The organism is Pseudoxanthomonas taiwanensis, assembly GCF_010093135.1.
Lineage (GTDB): Bacteria > Pseudomonadota > Gammaproteobacteria > Xanthomonadales > Xanthomonadaceae > Pseudoxanthomonas > Pseudoxanthomonas taiwanensis.
The window spans coordinates 26,909-44,072 of the sequence record NZ_PDWK01000023.1; the positions used below are offsets into that span (position 1 = coordinate 26,909).

Annotated in this window: 16 protein-coding genes and 1 pseudogene; 15 read left to right on the plus strand and 2 right to left on the minus strand. The window is 70.6% G+C overall.

Annotated features, from left to right (window positions below; translation table 11 throughout):
* The 12 genes from rpsE (at position 1) to CR938_RS06395 (ending at position 9,457) form a co-directional block, all read left to right on the plus strand.
* On the plus strand, positions 1-543 hold the full coding sequence (gene rpsE, locus CR938_RS06340) for a 30S ribosomal protein S5 (protein WP_162124195.1): 543 nt from the start codon (positions 1-3) through the stop codon (positions 541-543).
* Positions 536-727 carry a 50S ribosomal protein L30 gene (rpmD, locus tag CR938_RS06345; RefSeq protein ID WP_162124196.1) on the plus strand — a complete coding sequence of 64 codons (192 nt, stop codon included), beginning with the start codon at positions 536-538 and terminating at the stop codon, positions 725-727. The genes rpsE and rpmD overlap by 8 nt, the downstream gene beginning before the upstream one ends.
* A gap of 10 nt (positions 728-737) precedes the next feature.
* The gene (rplO, locus tag CR938_RS06350) at positions 738-1,175 is read left to right on the plus strand and encodes a 50S ribosomal protein L15 (protein ID WP_162124197.1); all 438 of its coding nucleotides are present in this window, start codon (positions 738-740) and stop codon (positions 1,173-1,175) included.
* 7 nt (positions 1,176-1,182) lie between these two features.
* Positions 1,183-2,535: a preprotein translocase subunit SecY gene (secY, locus tag CR938_RS06355; protein WP_162124198.1), complete on the plus strand. Its 1,353-nt coding sequence runs from the start codon at positions 1,183-1,185 to the stop codon at positions 2,533-2,535.
* 332 nt (positions 2,536-2,867) lie between these two features.
* Entirely contained in the window at positions 2,868-3,224 is a 357-nt protein-coding gene (gene rpsM, locus CR938_RS06360) for a 30S ribosomal protein S13 (RefSeq protein WP_162124199.1), read from the plus strand.
* Between the two features lie 12 nt (positions 3,225-3,236).
* Positions 3,237-3,629: a 30S ribosomal protein S11 gene (rpsK, locus tag CR938_RS06365; RefSeq protein ID WP_162124200.1), complete on the plus strand. Its 393-nt coding sequence runs from the start codon at positions 3,237-3,239 to the stop codon at positions 3,627-3,629.
* Between the two features lie 14 nt (positions 3,630-3,643).
* Positions 3,644-4,270, plus strand: a complete 627-nt coding sequence (gene rpsD, locus CR938_RS06370) for a 30S ribosomal protein S4 (protein ID WP_162124201.1) — start codon at positions 3,644-3,646, stop codon at positions 4,268-4,270.
* 160 nt (positions 4,271-4,430) lie between these two features.
* Positions 4,431-5,429 (plus strand): DNA-directed RNA polymerase subunit alpha, encoded by a 999-nt coding sequence (locus CR938_RS06375; protein WP_162124202.1) that lies wholly within the window; start codon positions 4,431-4,433, stop codon positions 5,427-5,429.
* Positions 5,430-5,722: 293 nt separating this feature from the next.
* Positions 5,723-6,094 (plus strand): 50S ribosomal protein L17, encoded by a 372-nt coding sequence (gene rplQ, locus CR938_RS06380; RefSeq protein WP_162124203.1) that lies wholly within the window; start codon positions 5,723-5,725, stop codon positions 6,092-6,094.
* Between the two features lie 127 nt (positions 6,095-6,221).
* A complete protein-coding gene (locus tag CR938_RS06385) occupies positions 6,222-6,740 on the plus strand; it encodes a disulfide bond formation protein B (protein WP_162124204.1) in 519 nt (172 codons plus the stop codon).
* Positions 6,741-6,777: 37 nt separating this feature from the next.
* Positions 6,778-8,172, plus strand: a complete 1,395-nt coding sequence (locus CR938_RS06390) for a class II 3-deoxy-7-phosphoheptulonate synthase (RefSeq protein ID WP_162124205.1) — start codon at positions 6,778-6,780, stop codon at positions 8,170-8,172.
* A 121-nt stretch (positions 8,173-8,293) separates the two neighbouring features.
* Entirely contained in the window at positions 8,294-9,457 is a 1,164-nt protein-coding gene (locus CR938_RS06395; protein WP_162124206.1) for a mechanosensitive ion channel family protein, read from the plus strand.
* A 1-nt stretch (position 9,458) separates the two neighbouring features.
* Here CR938_RS06395 and CR938_RS06400 read toward each other — a convergent pair whose 3' ends face one another.
* Both CR938_RS06400 and typA read right to left on the minus strand, forming a co-directional pair.
* A complete protein-coding gene (locus tag CR938_RS06400; RefSeq protein ID WP_162124207.1) occupies positions 9,459-11,060 on the minus strand; it encodes an amidase in 1,602 nt (533 codons plus the stop codon).
* 79 nt (positions 11,061-11,139) lie between these two features.
* Positions 11,140-12,969 carry a translational GTPase TypA gene (gene typA / locus CR938_RS06405; protein ID WP_162124208.1) on the minus strand — a complete coding sequence of 610 codons (1,830 nt, stop codon included), beginning with the start codon at positions 12,967-12,969 and terminating at the stop codon, positions 11,140-11,142.
* A gap of 160 nt (positions 12,970-13,129) precedes the next feature.
* On the opposite strand from typA, the gene CR938_RS06410 reads away from it, so the two are divergent.
* From CR938_RS06410 to CR938_RS06420, 3 genes and pseudogenes are all read left to right on the plus strand, one after another.
* Positions 13,130-13,624, plus strand: coding sequence for a peptidylprolyl isomerase (locus CR938_RS06410; protein ID WP_162124209.1), 495 nt, complete (start codon positions 13,130-13,132; stop codon positions 13,622-13,624).
* 256 nt (positions 13,625-13,880) lie between these two features.
* A complete protein-coding gene (locus tag CR938_RS06415; protein ID WP_162124210.1) occupies positions 13,881-14,867 on the plus strand; it encodes a malate dehydrogenase in 987 nt (328 codons plus the stop codon).
* 169 nt (positions 14,868-15,036) lie between these two features.
* Positions 15,037-16,884 (plus strand): annotated as a pseudogene (locus tag CR938_RS06420) (S9 family peptidase); the annotation flags it as partial.
* Positions 16,885-17,164: the final 280 nt, after the last annotated feature.

Here is a 17,164-nt window from a genome sequence, read left to right on the forward strand (position 1 = left end):
ATGGCAGAAGAACGTGCACCGCGGGGCCGCGATCGCGACCGCAACCGCGAAGAGAAGATCGACGACGGCATGATCGAGAAGCTGGTCGCGGTCAACCGCGTCAGCAAGACCGTCAAGGGCGGCCGCCAGTTCACCTTCACCGCGCTGACCGTGGTCGGCGACGGCGAGGGCCGCGTCGGCTTCGGCTACGGCAAAGCCCGCGAGGTCCCGGTGGCGATCCAGAAGTCGATGGAATACGCCCGCAAGTCGATGGTCAAGGTCGACCTGAACAACGGCACCCTGTGGCACCCGGTCAAGGCCGGCCACGGCGCGGCCCGCGTATTCATGCAGCCGGCCTCCGAGGGTACCGGTGTGATCGCCGGTGGCGCGATGCGCGCCGTCCTGGAAGCCGTGGGCGTGAAGAACGTGCTGGCCAAGGCCGTCGGTTCGCGCAACCCGATCAACCTGGTCCGCGCCACCATGAAGGGCCTGGCGGCGATGCAGTCGCCCGAGCGCATCGCGGCCAAGCGCGGCAAGAAGGTGGAGGAACTCCTCAATGGCTAACGAGCCCAACAAGCCCGTCAGGGGGCGCCTGGTGCGCGCCCCCCGCGGTCCCCAGCCCCGCCACCGCCTCTCGGTCCGCGCCCTGGGCCTGAACAAGCTCAACGACGTGCGCGAGCTGAAGGACAGCCCGCAGGTCCGTGGCCTCATCAACCAGCTGCACTACCTGGTGCGGGTCGAGGAGTAAGGAGAATCCCATGCGTCTGAATACTCTCAAGCCCGCCGAGGGCGCCCGCAAGGAGCGCACCCGCGTCGGCCGCGGCATCGGTTCCGGCCTGGGCAAGACCGCCGGCCGCGGCCACAAGGGCTCCTACGCCCGCGCCGGCAAGGGCAAGATCAAGGCCGGCTTCGAAGGCGGCCAGACCCCGATGCAGCGCCGCCTGCCGAAGGTCGGTTTCCGTTCGCTGACCGCGAAGGACACCGCCGAGGTGCTGCTGTACAAGCTGGCCCTGGTCGAGGGCGACGTGGTGGACTTCGCCACCCTGAAGGCGGCCAAGCTGGTGTCGAGCACCGCCAAGCGCGCCAAGATCGTCAAGAAGGGCGACATCGCCCGCAAGCTGACGGTCAAGGGCGTGCACGTCACCGCCGGCGCCAAGGCGGCGATCGAGGCCGCCGGCGGCAGCGTCGAGGAGTAAGCGGCCCATGGCGCAGAGCGGCATCGGCAACATCGGCGGCGGCTTGGCGAAGTTCACCGAACTGCGCCAGCGCCTGCTGTTCGTGCTCGGAGCATTGATCGTCTACCGCATCGGATGCTTCGTGCCGGTGCCCGGCGTCAATCCCGATGCCATGCTGGCGATGATGCAGGCGCAGGGTGGCGGCATCGTGGACATGTTCAACATGTTCTCGGGCGGCGCCCTGCACCGCTTCAGCGTGTTCGCGCTGAACGTCATGCCGTACATCTCGGCGTCGATCGTGATGCAGCTGGCCGTGCACATCTTCCCGGCGCTGAAGTCGCTGCAGAAGGAAGGCGAGTCCGGCCGCCGCAAGATCACCCAGTACTCGCGCATCGGCGCGGTGCTGCTGGCGGTGGTGCAGGGCGGCAGCATCGCGCTGGCCCTGCAGAACCAGGTCGCGCCGGGCGGCATGCCCGTGGTGTACAACCCGGGCGCCGGCTTCGTGCTGACCGCCGTGGTGGCCCTGACCGCCGGCACCATCTTCCTGATGTGGCTGGGCGAGCAGGTGACCGAGCGCGGCATCGGCAACGGCGTTTCGCTGATCATCTTCGCGGGCATTGTGGCCGGCCTGCCGGGCGCGGTCATCCAGACCGTCGAGGCCTACCGCAACGGCAGCATGAACTTCCTCACGCTGCTGGTCGTGGTCGCGGTGGTGCTGGGCTTCACCTGGTTCGTGGTGTTCGTCGAGCGCGGCCAGCGCCGCATCACGGTGAACTACGCGCGGCGCCAGGGCGGCCGGAACGCATACATGAACCAGAGCTCGTTCCTGCCGCTGAAGCTCAACATGTCCGGCGTGATCCCGGCGATCTTCGCCTCGAGCATCCTGGCGTTCCCGGCCACGCTGAGCATGTGGTCCGGCCAGGCGACCTCCGCCACCTGGCTGCAGCGCATCGCCAATGCGCTGGCCCCGGGCGAGCCGCTGCACATGATCGTGTTCGCGGCCCTGATCACCGGCTTCGCGTTCTTCTACACGGCGCTGGTGTTCAACTCGCAGGAGACGGCCGACAACCTCAAGAAGTCGGGCGCCCTGATCCCGGGCATCCGGCCGGGCAAGGCCACTGCCGAGTACATCGACGGCGTGCTGACCCGGCTGACCGCGGCGGGCGCGGCCTACCTGGTGGTGGTCTGCCTGCTGCCGGAGGTGATGCGGACGCAGCTGGGCACTTCGTTCTACTTCGGCGGCACCTCGCTGCTGATCGTGGTGGTCGTGGTGATGGACTTCATCGCCCAGATCCAGGCCCACCTGATGTCGCACCAGTACGAAAGCCTGCTGAAGAAGGCCAACCTCAAGGGTGGCTCCCGCGGCCCGGTCCGCGGCTGAGACGGCAACATGACACGCGCCGGCGGAGAGCCCTCCGCCGGACCCGGCACTCCAGGCCGGGAACCTACAGGGCGGCCCGTGCGACGTCTCGCGCGTGGGTGAGATTCCGCAGTGCCGCGCGGGAGTAGCGCGGCCGGCGGTCCGGGAAACCGGCCGCCAGCGGGGTCCGGCGCCGGAGCATGGGCACACTCCCCATGCCGGGTCGGCGGCTCCAGCCCGGAGCCGCCGGCTTCCAAGTAATCCGGGACATTGCTAGAATTCGCAGTTCACTTTCGAACCATCCTGTCGGGCGGCCGCGCGTCGCCCCGACCCTCAAGTTTGGAGATCGCGTCATGGCGCGTATTGCAGGCGTCAACCTGCCGACCCACAAGCACGTGTGGGTGGGTCTGCAGAGCATCTATGGCATCGGCCGTACCCGGTCGAAGAAGGTTTGCGAGGCCGCGGGCGTCAACCCGTCGACCAAGATCCGTGACCTGTCCGAGCCCGAAGTCGAGCGCCTGCGCGCCGAAGTCGGCAAGTACGTGGTGGAGGGCGACCTGCGCCGCGAGGTCGGCATCGCCATCAAGCGCCTGATGGACCTGGGCTGCTACCGTGGCCTGCGCCACCGTCGTGGCCTGCCGGTGCGCGGCCAGCGCACCCGTACCAACGCCCGCACCCGCAAGGGTCCGCGCAAGGCGATCAAGAAGTAAGGGACAAAGACCATGGCCAAGCCGGCAGCTGCCAAGACCAAGAAGAAGATCAAGCGCGTCGTCACCGACGGCATCGCCCACGTGCACGCGTCCTTCAACAACACCATCGTCACCATCACCGACCGCCAGGGCAACGCCCTCGCGTGGGCCACTTCGGGCGCCTCGGGTTTCCGTGGTTCGCGCAAGTCGACCCCGTTCGCCGCGCAGGTGGCCGCCGAGAAGGCCGGCCGCGCCGCGCTGGACTACGGCGTCAAGTCGCTGGAAGTGCGCATCAAGGGCCCGGGTCCGGGCCGCGAGTCCGCCGTGCGTTCGCTGAACGCCGTGGGCTACAAGATCACCAACATCGTCGACGTGACGCCGATCCCGCACAACGGGTGCCGTCCGCCGAAGAAGCGCCGCGTCTAAGGGGGCGATAAGAAATGGCTCGTTACATCGGTCCTACCTGCAAGCTGGCGCGCCGCGAAGGCGCCGACCTGTTCCTGAAGAGCCCGGCCCGTGCGCTGGATTCCAAGTGCAAGCTGGAGCAGAAGCCCGGCCAGCACGGTGCCGCGCGCAAGGGCAAGCTGTCCGACTACGCCACCCAGCTGCGCGAGAAGCAGAAGGTCAAGCGCATCTACGGCCTGCTCGAGCGCCAGTTCCGCAACTACTACAAGAAGGCCTCGACCCGGAAGGGCAACACCGGCGAGACCCTTCTGCAGCTGCTGGAGACCCGCCTGGACAACGTCGTGTACCGCATGGGCTTCGCGGTGACCCGTCCGTCCGCCCGCCAGCTGGTCTCGCACCGTGGCGTGCTGGTCAACGGCAAGCCGGTCAACCTGCCATCGTACCAGGTCAAGGCCGGCGACACGATCTCGCTGTCGGAGAAGGCGCAGAAGCAGCTGCGCGTCCAGGAGGCCCTGACCCTCGCCGAGCAGCACGACCTGATCCCGTCCTGGGTCGAGGTCGATGCCAAGAAGTTCACTGGCGTGTTCAAGGCCGTCCCGGACCGCGCCGACCTGCCGGCGGACATCAACGAAGCGCTGATCGTCGAGCTGTATTCGAAGTAATCGTGGCAGCCCGCCGCGCCTGGCCTCCAGGCGCGGCGCCGCATTCCCACCCCGGCCGGATCGCGTCGCCCCGCCACATCCGGCCGCCCCCCGGACAAGGGGCCACACATCAGGGCCGGCGGTTCGCAGATCGTCGGTCCATTGCAGGAGAATCCGCAACATGACGGTTACCGCCAACCAGGTCCTGCGTCCCCGCGGACCGCAGATCGAACGCCTCAACGGCAATCGCGCCAAGATCGTGATCGAGCCGCTCGAGCGCGGCTACGGCCATACGCTCGGCAACGCGCTGCGCCGCGTGCTGCTGTCCTCGATCCCGGGCTTCGCGATTACCGAGGTCGAGATCGACGGCGTGCTGCATGAGTACACCACGGTCGAGGGCCTGCAGGAGGACGTGCTCGAGGTCCTGCTGAACCTGAAGGACGTGGCCATCCGCATGCACAGCGGCGAGAGCACCACCGTGACCCTGAGCAAGCAGGGCCCGGGCGTGGTCACCGCTGGTGACATCAAGACCGACCACAACGTCGAGATCGTCAACCCCGACCACGTCATCTGCCACCTGACCAAGGACACGGCGCTGAACATGCGCCTGAAGGTGGAGCGCGGCCTGGGTTACCAGCCGGCCACCGCCCGTCGCCGTCCGGACGAGGAGACCCGCGCGATCGGCCGCCTGATGCTGGACGCATCGTTCTCGCCGGTGCGCCGCGTCGCCTATTCGGTCGAGGCCGCGCGCGTGGAGCAGCGCACCGACCTGGACAAGCTGGTCATCGACATCGAGACCAACGGCACCATCGACGCCGAGGAGGCCGTGCGCACCGCCGCCGACATCCTCACCGACCAGCTGTCCGTGTTCGGCGACTTCACGCACCGCGACCGCGGCGCCGCCAAGCCGACCCCGGCCGGCGTGGATCCGATGCTGCTGCGTCCGATCGACGACCTGGAGCTGACCGTGCGCTCGGCCAACTGCCTGAAGGCCGAGAGCATCTACTACATCGGCGACCTGATCCAGAAGACCGAGGTCGAGCTGCTCAAGACCCCGAATCTGGGCAAGAAGTCGCTCACCGAGATCAAGGAAGTGCTGGCCCAGCGCGGCCTGTCGCTTGGCATGAAGCTGGAGAACTGGCCGCCGGCCGGCATCGCCCAGCACGGCATGCTCGGCTGAGCAACGCCCCCCGGCCGGCGCCCCCGGGTGCCGGCCGCCCGGGTACCGGTCCGGCCACGGAGGCCGGGCCAGGCTCCCTCCCGGGAGCCAACGCAGTCGGCACCAGGACAGGGCCGCGACACCGCTTCACAGACGCCTGCGTTCCGGCGCAGGGCAGCAAGCGTCGACGGGCATGAAGCCCGCGGCGACTCTCCGGCCAGGACGGCCGGTTCGGGCCAGCGCAGTCCAATGCTTCAACGCCTGGATGGCGACAGCGATACACAACGATTCAACATTCAACAGGAACCAGAGCCATGCGCCACCAGAAAGCCGGTCGCAAGTTCAGCCGCACCAGCGCCCACCGCCAAGCCATGTTCCGCAACATGGCCGCGTCGCTGTTCAAGCACGAGATCATCAAGACCACGCTCCCCAAGGCCAAGGAGCTGCGTCGCGTCGCCGAGCCGCTGATCACGCTGGCCAAGGTCGACAGCGTGGCCAACCGCCGTCTGGCCTTCGCCCGCCTGCGTGACAAGGAGGCCGTCGGCAACCTGTTCACCATGCTGGGCCCGCGCTACCAGAACCGCCCGGGTGGCTACCTGCGCATCCTCAAGTGCGGTTTCCGCGCCGGCGACAACGCGCCGATGGCCTACGTCGAGCTGGTCGACCGTCCACAGGCGGCCGAGTGAGCGCGCCGCACAAGCTGCCAAGTCCGTGGAACCCCGGCCCAGGCCGGGGTTCCGCGTTCCGGGCCCCGGTTACGCGCGCGCGGCGGATGGGGAATAATCGGGCGATCCCCACGCGGTGCCGTTGCCGATGAATCCTTTCCAGTGGAGTTTCCGTGCCCAGTTCCTCGCCGGTTTCCTCGGCTGCGCGGCGATCCTGGCCTACGCCATCCACACCCAGCTCAACCTGGGCCTGGAGCCGTGCCCGCTGTGCATCTTCCAGCGCATCGCCTACGCGGCGCTGGGCCTGGTGTTCCTGGTGGGCGGGCTGCACGGCCCGCGCGGGGCCGGTGGACGCCGCGCGTACGGCGCGCTGGTGGCGCTGGCGGCGCTGGCGGGCATCGGCATCGCCGGCCGCCACCTCTGGCTGCAGATGCAGCCGCCCACGGGCGCGCCCACCTGCGGGGTGCCGCTGTCGTTCATGCGGGAGACCATGGGCCCGCTGGAGCTGGTGCGCAAGGTGCTCACCGGCACCGGCGACTGCGGCACCGTGGACTGGACCTTCCTCGGCCTGTCCATGCCGGCCTGGAGCCTGATCGGCCTGGTCCTGCTGGGGGGCTGGGGCCTGCAGGCGGCCCTGCGCCGGCGCAAGGGCCGCTACCGCCCCTGAGCGGCTCCCCGTCTTCCCTACACCGGGCTTCCTCCACATGAGCACCCCAGAACGCAGCCCCGATCCCGTCACGCCGCCGGCCGGCTGGGCGCCGGACAGCTGGCGTCGCCGGCCCGCGCTGCAGATGCCGCAGTACCCCGACCCGGCCGCGCTGGAGGCGGTGCTGGCCGAACTGCGCCGGCTGCCGCCGCTGGTGACCTCGTGGGAGATCCTCGCGCTCAAGCGCCAGCTGGCCGAGGCCCAGGAGGGCCGGCGCTTCCTGCTGCAGGGCGGCGACTGCGCCGAGAGCTTCAGCGACTGCGAATCGGGCCTGATCACCAACCGCCTGAAGGTGCTGTTGCAGATGAGCCTGGTGCTGGTGCACGGGCTGCGCCTGCCGGTGGTGCGGGTGGGGCGCTTCGCCGGCCAGTACGCCAAGCCGCGCTCGGCCGACACCGAGGCCCGCGGCGGCGTGACCCTGCCCAGCTACCGCGGCGACGTGATCAACCGCCCCGAGTTCACCGCCGAAGCGCGGGTCCCGGACCCGCGGCTGATGGTCAAGGCCCACGCGCGCTCGGCCATGACCATGAACTTCGTCCGCGCCCTGGTGGACGGCGGCTTCGCCGACCTGCACCACCCGGAGTACTGGAACCTGGGCTGGATGCAGCATTCCTCGCTGGCGGCCGAGTACCAGCGCATGGTGGACTCCATCGGCGACGCCGTGCGCTTCATGGAGACCCTGTCCGGCACCGAGGTGCACAACCTCAACCGGGTGGACTTCTACACCTCGCACGAGGCGCTGCTGCTGTACTACGAGGAGGCGCTGACCCGTGAGGTGCCGCGCCAGTACGGCTGGTTCAACCTGGGCACGCACTTCCCTTGGATCGGCATGCGCACCGCGGCCCTGGACGGGGCGCACGTGGAGTACCTGCGCGGCGTGCGCAACCCGGTCGCGGTCAAGGTCGGCCCTTCGGTGCAGCCGGACCAGCTGCTGCGCCTGATCGACGTGCTCAACCCGGACGACGAACCGGGCCGGCTGACCCTCATCCACCGCATGGGCGCGGCGCAGATCGCGCAGAAGCTGCCGCCGCTGCTGGAGGCGGTACGCCGCGAGGGGCGCCGCGTGCTGTGGGTGTGCGATCCGATGCACGGCAACACCGAGAGCACGGCCAACGGCTTCAAGACCCGCCGCTTCGAGAACATCCTGGCCGAGGTCGAGCAGAGCTTCGACCTGCACGCCGCCGCCGGCACCCGCCTGGGCGGCGTGCACCTGGAGCTGACCGGCGAGGACGTCACCGAGTGCACCGGGGGCGCGCGCGAGCTCAAGGATGCCGACCTGGAGCGGGCCTACCGCTCCACCGTGGACCCGCGCCTGAACTACGAACAGTCGCTGGAGATCGCCATGGCCATCGTGCGCAAGCGCGGCCAGGCGCGCGGTGCGGACCCGGCCTGATCCCGCGCGGCGCTTGCGCGCCGCTCACGCCCGGGATGGCAGCATGGGGCACCACCGGTGCGCCATGCGGCCGCTGGCCGGTCGCATGGCTGCCTCCCACGGCAACGCGAGGAGCAGAGCGATGTCCGACCCGTCGTACGCCACGGCCGCCTGGGCCGCGCCAGACTGGCGCCTGCTGGGCGCCTACGCCATTCCCATCGGCGCCGCGCTGCTGCTGGGCCTGCTGGTGCACTTCGTGCTGCGCCGGCTGGCCAGGCGCATCGCGCTGAAGGAATCCACCCGCGCCCGCATCGCCCACGCAGTGATCCTGCCGCTGGCCTTCGCGCTGCCGCTGATGTTCCTGGGCGCCGCACTGCGCGCGGTGCCGATGCCGGAGGCGCACCTGCAGGCCTGGGTTCACGGCCTGCGCCTGGCCGTGTTCGCCTGCTTCACCTGGCTGCTGGTGCGCATCGTCGGCGCGGTCGAGGCCTCGATCCTGCGCCACAACCCGATGGAGGTGGCCGACAACCTGCACGCACGCCGGATCCAGACCCAGACCCGGGTACTGGGCCGCGTGGCCCAGGGCGCGATCCTCCTGCTCGGCACGGCGCTGGCGCTGATGACCTTCCCGGCGGTGCGCCAGGTGGGCGCGACCCTGCTGGCCTCGGCGGGCATCGCCGGCCTGGTCGCCGGCATCGCCGCCCGGCCGGTGTTCGGCAACCTGATCGCCGGCCTGCAGATCGCCTTGGCCCAGCCGATCCGCCTGGACGACGTGGTGATCGTGGAAGGGGAGTGGGGCAGGATCGAGGAGATCACCAGCACCTACGTGGTGGTGCGGATCTGGGACGAGCGGCGCCTGGTGGTGCCGCTGTCCTGGTTCATCGAGAACCCGTTCCAGAACTGGACCCGCCGCACCGCGCAGATGCTCGGCACCGCCTTCCTGTGGCTGGACTACCGCACGCCGATGGAGGAGGTGCGGGCCGAGCTGGAGCGCATCTGCCGCGCCGATCCGCGCTGGGACGGACGGGTCTGCACCGCCCAGGTCACCGAGACCGGCGAGCACGTGATGCAGGTACGCCTGCTGGTGAGCGCGCGCGACTCCGGCGAGGCCTTCGACCTGCGCTGCGCGGTGCGCGAGCGCATGATCGATTTCCTGGCCCGCCACCATCCCTACGCATTGCCGCGGCTGCGCGCGCAGATCGACCGTGATGCCGGCCCGGCGGCGCCACGGCGCGGCCCGGCGCCCGGCGCGCCGGACTCGCCGCGGGCCGAGGACGGTGGGGCCGCGGCCGCTCCGCCGGCCTGAGTCAGCGCGGTTGCCGGACCCTGGCGGTGGGCGCGAAGGCGGGTGGGCGCCGGGCGCGGGTCAGCGACTCGAAGGCGTGGCCGATGCGCAACAGGCGCGCCTCGCTCCAGGCCGGGCCGATGAAGGCCAGGCCCAGCGGCAGGCCGTCGCTGTGGCCCATGGGCACGGTCAGCGAGGGATAGCCGGCCACCGCCGCGGCGCCGTAGCTGCCGCCCGGGAAGCGGTCGCCGCCGCCCAGGTCGATCGGCCAGGCCACGCCGGTGGTCGGCGCCACCAGCACGTCCAGGGCCTGGGCGCGCAACGCCGCGTCGATGCCCTCCGGCCCCGCCAGGCGCCGGGCCCGGCTGCGCGCGGCGATGTACTCCGGGGCGTTCAGGCCGCCCCGCGCGGCCGCCTGCTCGAACAGCTCCTGGCCGAAATGGGGCATGACCCTGTCGGCATGGGCGCGGTTGTATCCGATCAGGTCCTCCAGGGTGCGCACCGGGGCCTGGCGCTGCTGCAGGTAGCGCTCCACGCCGGCCTTGAACTCGTGCAGCAGGACCTCGAGCTCGTCGTCCTCCCACTGGCCCTCGGTGGGGATCTCCGCGTCCACCACGACGGCGCCGGCCTGGCGCATGGCCGCCACGGCGCGCTCGGTGGCCTCGGCCACCGCCGGGGAGATGGCCATGTGCCGGCGCAGCAGGCCGATGCGCACGCCGCGCAGGGATGCCCCGCGCAGCTGCCCGGCGTAGTCGAAGGTGGCCAGCTGCGGATTGCGGGCGGTGGCCGGGTCGGCCGGGTCGCGTCCGGCGATGGCCGCCAGCAGCAGGGCGGCGTCCTCCACCGTGCGCGTCATCGGTCCGGCGGTGTCCTGGCTGTGCGAGATCGGCACGATGCCGTCGCGGCTGACCAGGCCCACGGTCGGCTTCAGCCCCACCAGGCCGGTCACCGCCGCCGGGCATAGGATGCTGCCGTCGGTCTCGGTACCGATGCCGGCCACGGCCAGGTTGGCCGCCACCGCCACCGCGGTGCCGGAGCTGGAGCCGCAGGGCGAGCGGTCCAGGGCGTAGGGGTTGCGGGTCTGGCCGCCCGCCGAGCTCCAGCCGGAGGTGGAGCGGGTGGAGCGGAAGTTGGCCCACTCGCTCAGGTTGGTCTTGCCCAGGATCACCGCCCCGGCCTCGCGCAGGCGCTGCACCAGGAAGGCGTCGCGGTTGGGCCGGAAGCGGGACAGGGCCAGGGAGCCGGCGGTGGTGGCCATCGGCGTGGCGTCGATGTTGTCCTTCAGCACCACCGGGATGCCGTGCAGGGGGCCGCGGACACGGCCGGCACGGCGCTCGGCGTCGCGCTCGGCCGCCTCGGTGCGGGCGGCCGGGTTGACCTCGATGTAGGCGTTCAGGCGCGGGCCGTTGCGGTCCAGCGCCACGATCCGCTCCAGGTAGGCCTGGACCAGGGCGTGGCTGGTGGTCTCGCCGCGCTCCATCGCCGCCTGCAGGTCGGCGATGCCGGCCTCGGCGTAGGCGAAGGGCTCCGCCGCCCGGGCGGGCGGGGGCGGCGCGTCGTCGACGTGGTCGCAGGCGGCCGGCAGGCAGGCCAGCAGCGCGGCCAGGAGTACCGCTGGGCGCATGGTTCCCCTCGTTCCCCGGGAAGTGCCGGACCGAGCCTACGTCGGCCGGCCCCTCCCAGGCAAACGGGGACGTGCCGGCTCAGGCGGCGCGCGAGGCGCGCTTGCGGTCGCTCTCGGTCAGCAGCTTCTTGCGCAGGCGGATGGCCTTGGGCGTGACCTCGACCAGCTCGTCGTCCTCGATGAACTCCAGCGCCTGCTCCAGCGACATGCGGATCGGCGGGGTGAGCTGGATGGCGTCGTCCTTGCCGGCGGCGCGGATGTTGGTCAGCTGCTTCTCGCGCAGGGCGTTGACCGTCAGGTCGTTGTCCTTGGCGTGGATGCCGACCAGCATGCCCTCGTAGATGTTCTCGCCGGCGTCGATCAGCAGGCGGCCGCGCTCCTGCAGCATGTTCAGCGCGTAGGCCGGGGCCTGGCCCTGGCCGTTGGAGATCATCACGCCGTTGGGGCGCTTAGCGATGGCGCCTTCCTGCTTCGGACCGTAGTGGTCGAAGATGTGGAACATCAGGCCGGTGCCGGAGGTGAGGGTCTTGAACTCGCTCTGGAAGCCGATCAGGCCGCGCGCCGGGATGATGTAGTCCAGGCGCACCCGGCCCTTGCCGTCCAGCTCCATGTTGCGCAGCTGGCCCTTGCGGATGCCCAGCTTTTCCATCACGCCGCCCTGGTGCTCCTCCTCGATGTCGACCACCAGCTGCTCGTACGGCTCCATCAGCTGGCCGTCGATCTCCTTGATGATCACCTCGGGGCGGGAGACGCCCAGCTCGTAACCCTCGCGGCGCATGGTCTCGATCAGCACCGACAGGTGCAGCTCGCCGCGGCCGGAGACCTTGAAGCGGTCCGGGTCCTCGGTGTCCTCCACGCGCAGGGCGACGTTGTGCAGGGTCTCGCGCATCAGCCGCTCGCGGATCTGGCGGCTGGTGAGGAACTTGCCGCCGGAGAAGTCCTTGTGGCCGGCGAAGGGCGAGTTGTTGACCTGGAAGGTCATGGAGATGGTCGGCTCGTCCACGCTCAGCGGCGGCAGCGCCTCGGGGGCGGCCGGGTCGGTGAGCGTGTCGGAGATGCCCAGGCCCTCGATGCCGGAGATGGCGACGATGTCGCCGGCCTGGGCCTCGGCCGCCTCGTGGCGCTCCAGGCCGAGGAAGCCCAGCACCTGCAGCACCTTGCCCTGGCGCTTCCTGCCCTCGCGGTCGATCACCGCCACCGGCATGTTCGGGCGCACGCGGCCGCGCTGGATGCGGCCGATGCCGATCAGGCCCACGTAGCTGTTGTAGTCCAGCTGGCTGATGCGCATCTGGAACGGGCCGTCCAGGTCGACCTGCGGCGGCTTGACGTGCTGCATGATCGCCTCGTACAGCGGGGTCATGTCGCCGCTGTGGGCCTCGGGGTCCAGGCTGGCATAGCCGTTGAGCGCGGAGGCGTAGACCACCGGGAAGTCCATCTGCTCCTCGGTGGCGCCGAGCCGGTCGAACAGGTCCCAGACCTGCTCCACCACCCAGTCGGGGCGCGCACCGGGGCGGTCGATCTTGTTGACCACCACGATCGGCTTGAAGCCCATCGCGAAGGCCTTCTGGGTCACGAAGCGGGTCTGCGGCATCGGGCCGTCCATCGCGTCCACCAGCAGCAGCACCGAGTCCACCATCGACAGCACCCGCTCCACCTCGCCGCCGAAGTCGGCGTGGCCAGGGGTGTCCACGATGTTGATGCGGTTGCCCCTCCAGTTGATCGCCGTGTTCTTGGCCAGGATGGTGATGCCGCGTTCCTTCTCCTGGTCGTTGCTGTCCATCACGCGTTCGGCCAGCTGGGTGCGCTCGCTGAGGGTGCCGGACTGCTTGAGCAGCTGGTCGACCAGGGTGGTCTTGCCATGGTCGACGTGGGCGACGATGGCGATGTTGCGCAGGTTCTCGATGGACATGAGGAATGGTCGCGCCGCGTCGCGCGCAGGGGAAGGGGACGGGAAGCCGGCTATTATAAACGGTCATGTCCATTCGCCGGGGGTGTCCCCTGGCGTCCTTCAGGGAGCGGCCGGCCGCCAGGCGCGGGCGCCCCCGCCCACCCCGCGCAGGAGCCTGCCGATGTCCCTCATTGCCCATTTCGACACCGTCCGTGGCCCGATCCGGGTCGAACTGCTGCCCGACAAGGCGCCGCTCACGGTGGCCAACTTCGTCAACCTGGCCCGGCGCGGCTTCTACGACGGCCTGAACTTCCACCGCGTGATCGCCGACTTCATGATCCAGGGCGGCTGCCCCGAGGGCACCGGCCGCGGCGGCCCCGGCTACCGCTTCGAGGACGAGACCGACAACGGCGTGCGCCACGAGCGCGGCGTGCTGTCCATGGCCAACGCCGGCCCCAACACCAACGGCAGCCAGTTCTTCATCACCCACGTGCCGTGCCCGTGGCTGGACGGCCGCCACACCGTGTTCGGCAAGGTCATCGAGGGCCAGGACGTGGTGGACAGCATCGTCCAGGGCGACGTGATCAACTCCATCCGCATCGAGGGCGACGCCGAGGCCGTACTGGCCGCCAAGGCCGACCGCGTGGCCGAGTGGAACCGCCATCTGGACGCCTGATCGCGGCCATATGCCGCGCCGATCGGCGCCGATCCGGGCGGGGCGGCCCGGGGCCGCGTGGTAAAATCGCGGGCCCGGACGACGGTATCCCGCGCGACCCCGCCGGCGCAGTGCCGGAGCGTGGCGCAGGGGCGACCCCCCGCCTTGGACCAAAGGCTGACGGCACCGGGTCGCGGCGTCCATTAACCTGCGCGACGCCGCGGCACGCGCGCCGCCCGCCCATTCTTTCCCCGCGACACCACAAGGATTTCCCGAGATGAAGACCCCCGTTCGAGTTGCCGTCACCGGCGCCGCCGGCCAGATCGGTTACGCCCTGCTGTTCCGCATCGCCTCCGGCGAGATGCTGGGCAAGGACCAGCCCGTGATCCTGCAGCTGCTGGAGCTGCCGAACGAGAAGGCGCAGGCCGCGCTCAAGGGCGTGATGATGGAGCTGGAGGACTGCGCGTTCCCGCTGCTGGCCGGCATGGTCGGCACCGACGATCCGGAAGTGGCGTTCAAGGACGCCGACATCGCCCTGCTGGTCGGCGCGCGTCCGCGCGGTCCGGGCATGGAGCGCAAGGACCTGCTGCTGGAGAACGCCAAGATCTTCACCGCCCAGGGCGCGGCTCTGAACAAGGTCGCTAAGCGCGACGTGAAGGTACTGGTGGTGGGCAACCCGGCCAACACCAACGCCTACATCGCCATGAAGTCCGCGCCCGACCTGCCGGCGAAGAACTTCACCGCCATGCTGCGCCTGGACCACAACCGCGCGCTGAGCCAGCTGGCCGCCAAGGCCGGCGTGGCCGTGGGCGACATCGAGAAGATGGTGGTGTGGGGCAACCACAGCCCGACCATGTACCCGGACTACCGCTTCGCCACCGTCAACGGCCAGTCGCTGAAGGACATGATCAACGACGCCGGCTGGAACGCCAACGAGTTCATCCCGAAGGTGGGCAAGCGCGGCGCCGCCATCATCGAGGCGCGCGGCCTGTCCTCGGCGGCCTCGGCCGCCAATGCCGCCATCGACCACATCCGCGACTGGGTGCTGGGCAGCAACGGCAAGTGGGTGACCATGGGCGTGCCGTCCGACGGCTCCTACGGCATCCCGGAGGGCGTGATCTTCGGCTTCCCGGTGACCACCGAGAACGGCGAGTACACCATCGTCAAGGACCTGCCGATCGACGAGTTCAGCCAGAAGGCCCTGGACAGGACCCTGGCCGAGCTGGAGGAAGAGCGTTCCGGCGTGGCCCACCTGCTGGGCTGAGCCGGCGGGCGGCACGATGCGAGGACAGGGCGGCTCCGGCCGCCCTGTCTTTTTCCGTGGCCGCGGCGCGCGCGTCCGGCGCCGCGATTGGCCGGATGTGCGCGCCGCCTCGAAACGCGCGGCGCGGGCGTGCTAGGTTTCGCCCCTTTCAACCACCACGGGGAGACGCATGCTCCATACCTGGAGGCCGATCGGCCTTGCGGCGTTGCTGGCGGGCACGCTGGCGCAGCCGCTCCACGCCAACGAGTCCGGATACCTGCAGCCGCCCGAGCCGCTGCTGGGCGTGATGCGCGCGCCGCTGAACCCGGTGCCGGCACTGGACCCCACCGGCACCCGCGCGCTGCTGCTGCAGCAGTCGCAGTACCCGCCGATCGAGCGCGTCGCCGAGCCGTACCTCAAGCTGGCCGGCGTGCGCGTGGAACCGCGCACGCGCCACCGCCACGACCGCTCCAACGGTTACGGCATCCGCGTCTGCCTGGACGGCATGACCGTGCTGGAGCTGGAAAGCGGCCGGGAGACTCCGGTGCGGCTGCCGGAGGGCGCCTGCCCGGGCACGCCGCGCTGGTCGCCGGACGGCACCCGCTTCGCCTTCGACAACACCACCGGCGACGGCGTGGAGCTGTGGGTGGGCGAGGCCGCCACCGGCGTGGCCCGCCGCATCGAGGGCGTGCGCCTGAACCCGATCCTGGACAGCACCCTGCAATGGCTGGGCGACACGCCGCGGCTGCTGGTCAAGACCGTGCCGGCCGGGCAGGGGCCGGCGCCGCAGCGGGCCCCGGTTCCGCCGGGGCCGGAGATCAAGGAGGCCATCGCCGGCAAGGGCGAGAGCAGCACCTACGAGGCCCGCGATACGCTCTCCAGTCCCGAGGACGAGGCCCTGTTCGACTACTACGCCACCGCCCAGCTGGCCACCGTGGACGTGGCCGGCGGTACGGTCACACCGGTCGGCCGGCCGGGCGTGATCGGCAATGTGGACGCCGCCCCGGACGGCCGCCATGTGCTGGTGGAGACGCTCAGGCGCCCGTATTCCTATGTCACCACCTGGACCCGCTTCGCCCGCGACGTGGAAGTGCTGGACCTGGCCGACGGCCGTGTGCGCACCATCGCCAGCCTGCCGGTGGCCGACCGCGTGCCCGTGCGCGGCGTGCCGACCGGTCCGCGCAGCCACCACTGGCGCGCCAACCAGCCGGCCACCCTGGTCTGGGTCGAGGCCCTGGACGGCGGCGACTGGCGCAACGAGGCCCCGCACCGCGACCGCGTGCTCACCCTGGCCGCGCCGTTCACCGGCAAGCCGCGCGAGGTGCTGCGCCTGAAGCAGCGCTTCGCCGGCCTGCAGTGGTTCGCCGAGGGCGGCCGCGCGCTGGTCACCGAGATGGACGCCAACCGCAACTGGATGACCACCACGCTGGTGGACGTGGACCGGCCGCGCCAGCCGCACCGGGTGCTGGTGGACATCTCCATGGAGGAGCGCTATGCCCATCCGGGCCGGCCGGTGATGCGCCGCCTGCCCAACGGCCGCGCAGTGCTGCTGGAGGAGAACGGCCACCTGTACCTGGCCGGCGACGGCGGCACCCCCGCCGGCGACCGCCCGTTCCTGGACCGTTACGAGCTGGCCACCGGCAGGACCACGCGCCTGTTCCGCAGCGCCCCGGACGCCTACGAGACCTTCGAGGGCTTCCTCGGCGGCGACACCACCCGGCTGCTGACCTGGCACCAGTCCCCGGCCGATCCGCCCAACCTGTACCTGCGCACCCTGGGTGCGCCGCTGCCGGCGGCCGCGGAGGGCGAGGCCGTGGTCGCCACCGAGGCCACCGCGCTGACCCGCTTCCCCGACCCCACGCCGCTGGCGCGGGGGGTGAAGAAGCGCCTGGTCACCTACAGGCGCAAGGACGGGGTGGAGCTGTCCTTCACCCTGTACACCCCGCCGGGCTACCAGGAGGGCACGCGCGTGCCGGCGATCCTGTACGCCTATCCGCGCGACTACGCCGACCCGTCCAGGGCGGGGCAGGTGAGCGGCTTGTATGTTCAGGCCAGATCAGCACGGTAGAGTCTGACACGCCGTTGAGGGGGCCAGACCGGTGCGTGCAGTTTGGTAACGGCTGGGGTGTTCGAGCCCGTCTCTGAGTACAGAGCGCACGGCCACCGTGCTGGTCTTCCTGAAGCCCGAACGGTTAGGCGCGCCGGCTTGGCCGAGCGCGCATGCACAAGCAAGGGATCCGAAGACCATGTCTGCTTCCTCAGTGGTGGTGGGCATCGACGTGGCCAAGGCGCATGTCGATGTCGCGGTGCTGGGCGCC

Excerpts from the sequence above, each read along its gene's own strand:
- rpsK (WP_162124200.1), top strand. The coding sequence starts at position 3,237 with ATGGCCAAGCCGGCAGCTGCCAAGACCAAGAAGAAGATCAAGCGCGTC.
- CR938_RS06375 (WP_162124202.1), top strand. The coding sequence starts at position 4,431 with ATGACGGTTACCGCCAACCAGGTCCTGCGTCCCCGCGGACCGCAGATC.
- rpsM (WP_162124199.1), top strand. The coding sequence starts at position 2,868 with ATGGCGCGTATTGCAGGCGTCAACCTGCCGACCCACAAGCACGTGTGG.
- CR938_RS06390 (WP_162124205.1), top strand. The coding sequence starts at position 6,778 with ATGAGCACCCCAGAACGCAGCCCCGATCCCGTCACGCCGCCGGCCGGC.
- rpmD (WP_162124196.1), top strand. The coding sequence starts at position 536 with ATGGCTAACGAGCCCAACAAGCCCGTCAGGGGGCGCCTGGTGCGCGCC.
- rpsD (WP_162124201.1), top strand. The coding sequence starts at position 3,644 with ATGGCTCGTTACATCGGTCCTACCTGCAAGCTGGCGCGCCGCGAAGGC.
- rpsE (WP_162124195.1), top strand. The coding sequence starts at position 1 with ATGGCAGAAGAACGTGCACCGCGGGGCCGCGATCGCGACCGCAACCGC.
- CR938_RS06395 (WP_162124206.1), top strand. The coding sequence starts at position 8,294 with ATGTCCGACCCGTCGTACGCCACGGCCGCCTGGGCCGCGCCAGACTGG.
- rplO (WP_162124197.1), top strand. The coding sequence starts at position 738 with ATGCGTCTGAATACTCTCAAGCCCGCCGAGGGCGCCCGCAAGGAGCGC.
- CR938_RS06400 (WP_162124207.1), bottom strand. The coding sequence starts at position 11,060 with ATGCGCCCAGCGGTACTCCTGGCCGCGCTGCTGGCCTGCCTGCCGGCC.
- typA (WP_162124208.1), bottom strand. The coding sequence starts at position 12,969 with ATGTCCATCGAGAACCTGCGCAACATCGCCATCGTCGCCCACGTCGAC.
- CR938_RS06410 (WP_162124209.1), top strand. The coding sequence starts at position 13,130 with ATGTCCCTCATTGCCCATTTCGACACCGTCCGTGGCCCGATCCGGGTC.
- rplQ (WP_162124203.1), top strand. The coding sequence starts at position 5,723 with ATGCGCCACCAGAAAGCCGGTCGCAAGTTCAGCCGCACCAGCGCCCAC.
- secY (WP_162124198.1), top strand. The coding sequence starts at position 1,183 with ATGGCGCAGAGCGGCATCGGCAACATCGGCGGCGGCTTGGCGAAGTTC.
- CR938_RS06415 (WP_162124210.1), top strand. The coding sequence starts at position 13,881 with ATGAAGACCCCCGTTCGAGTTGCCGTCACCGGCGCCGCCGGCCAGATC.
- CR938_RS06385 (WP_162124204.1), top strand. The coding sequence starts at position 6,222 with ATGAATCCTTTCCAGTGGAGTTTCCGTGCCCAGTTCCTCGCCGGTTTC.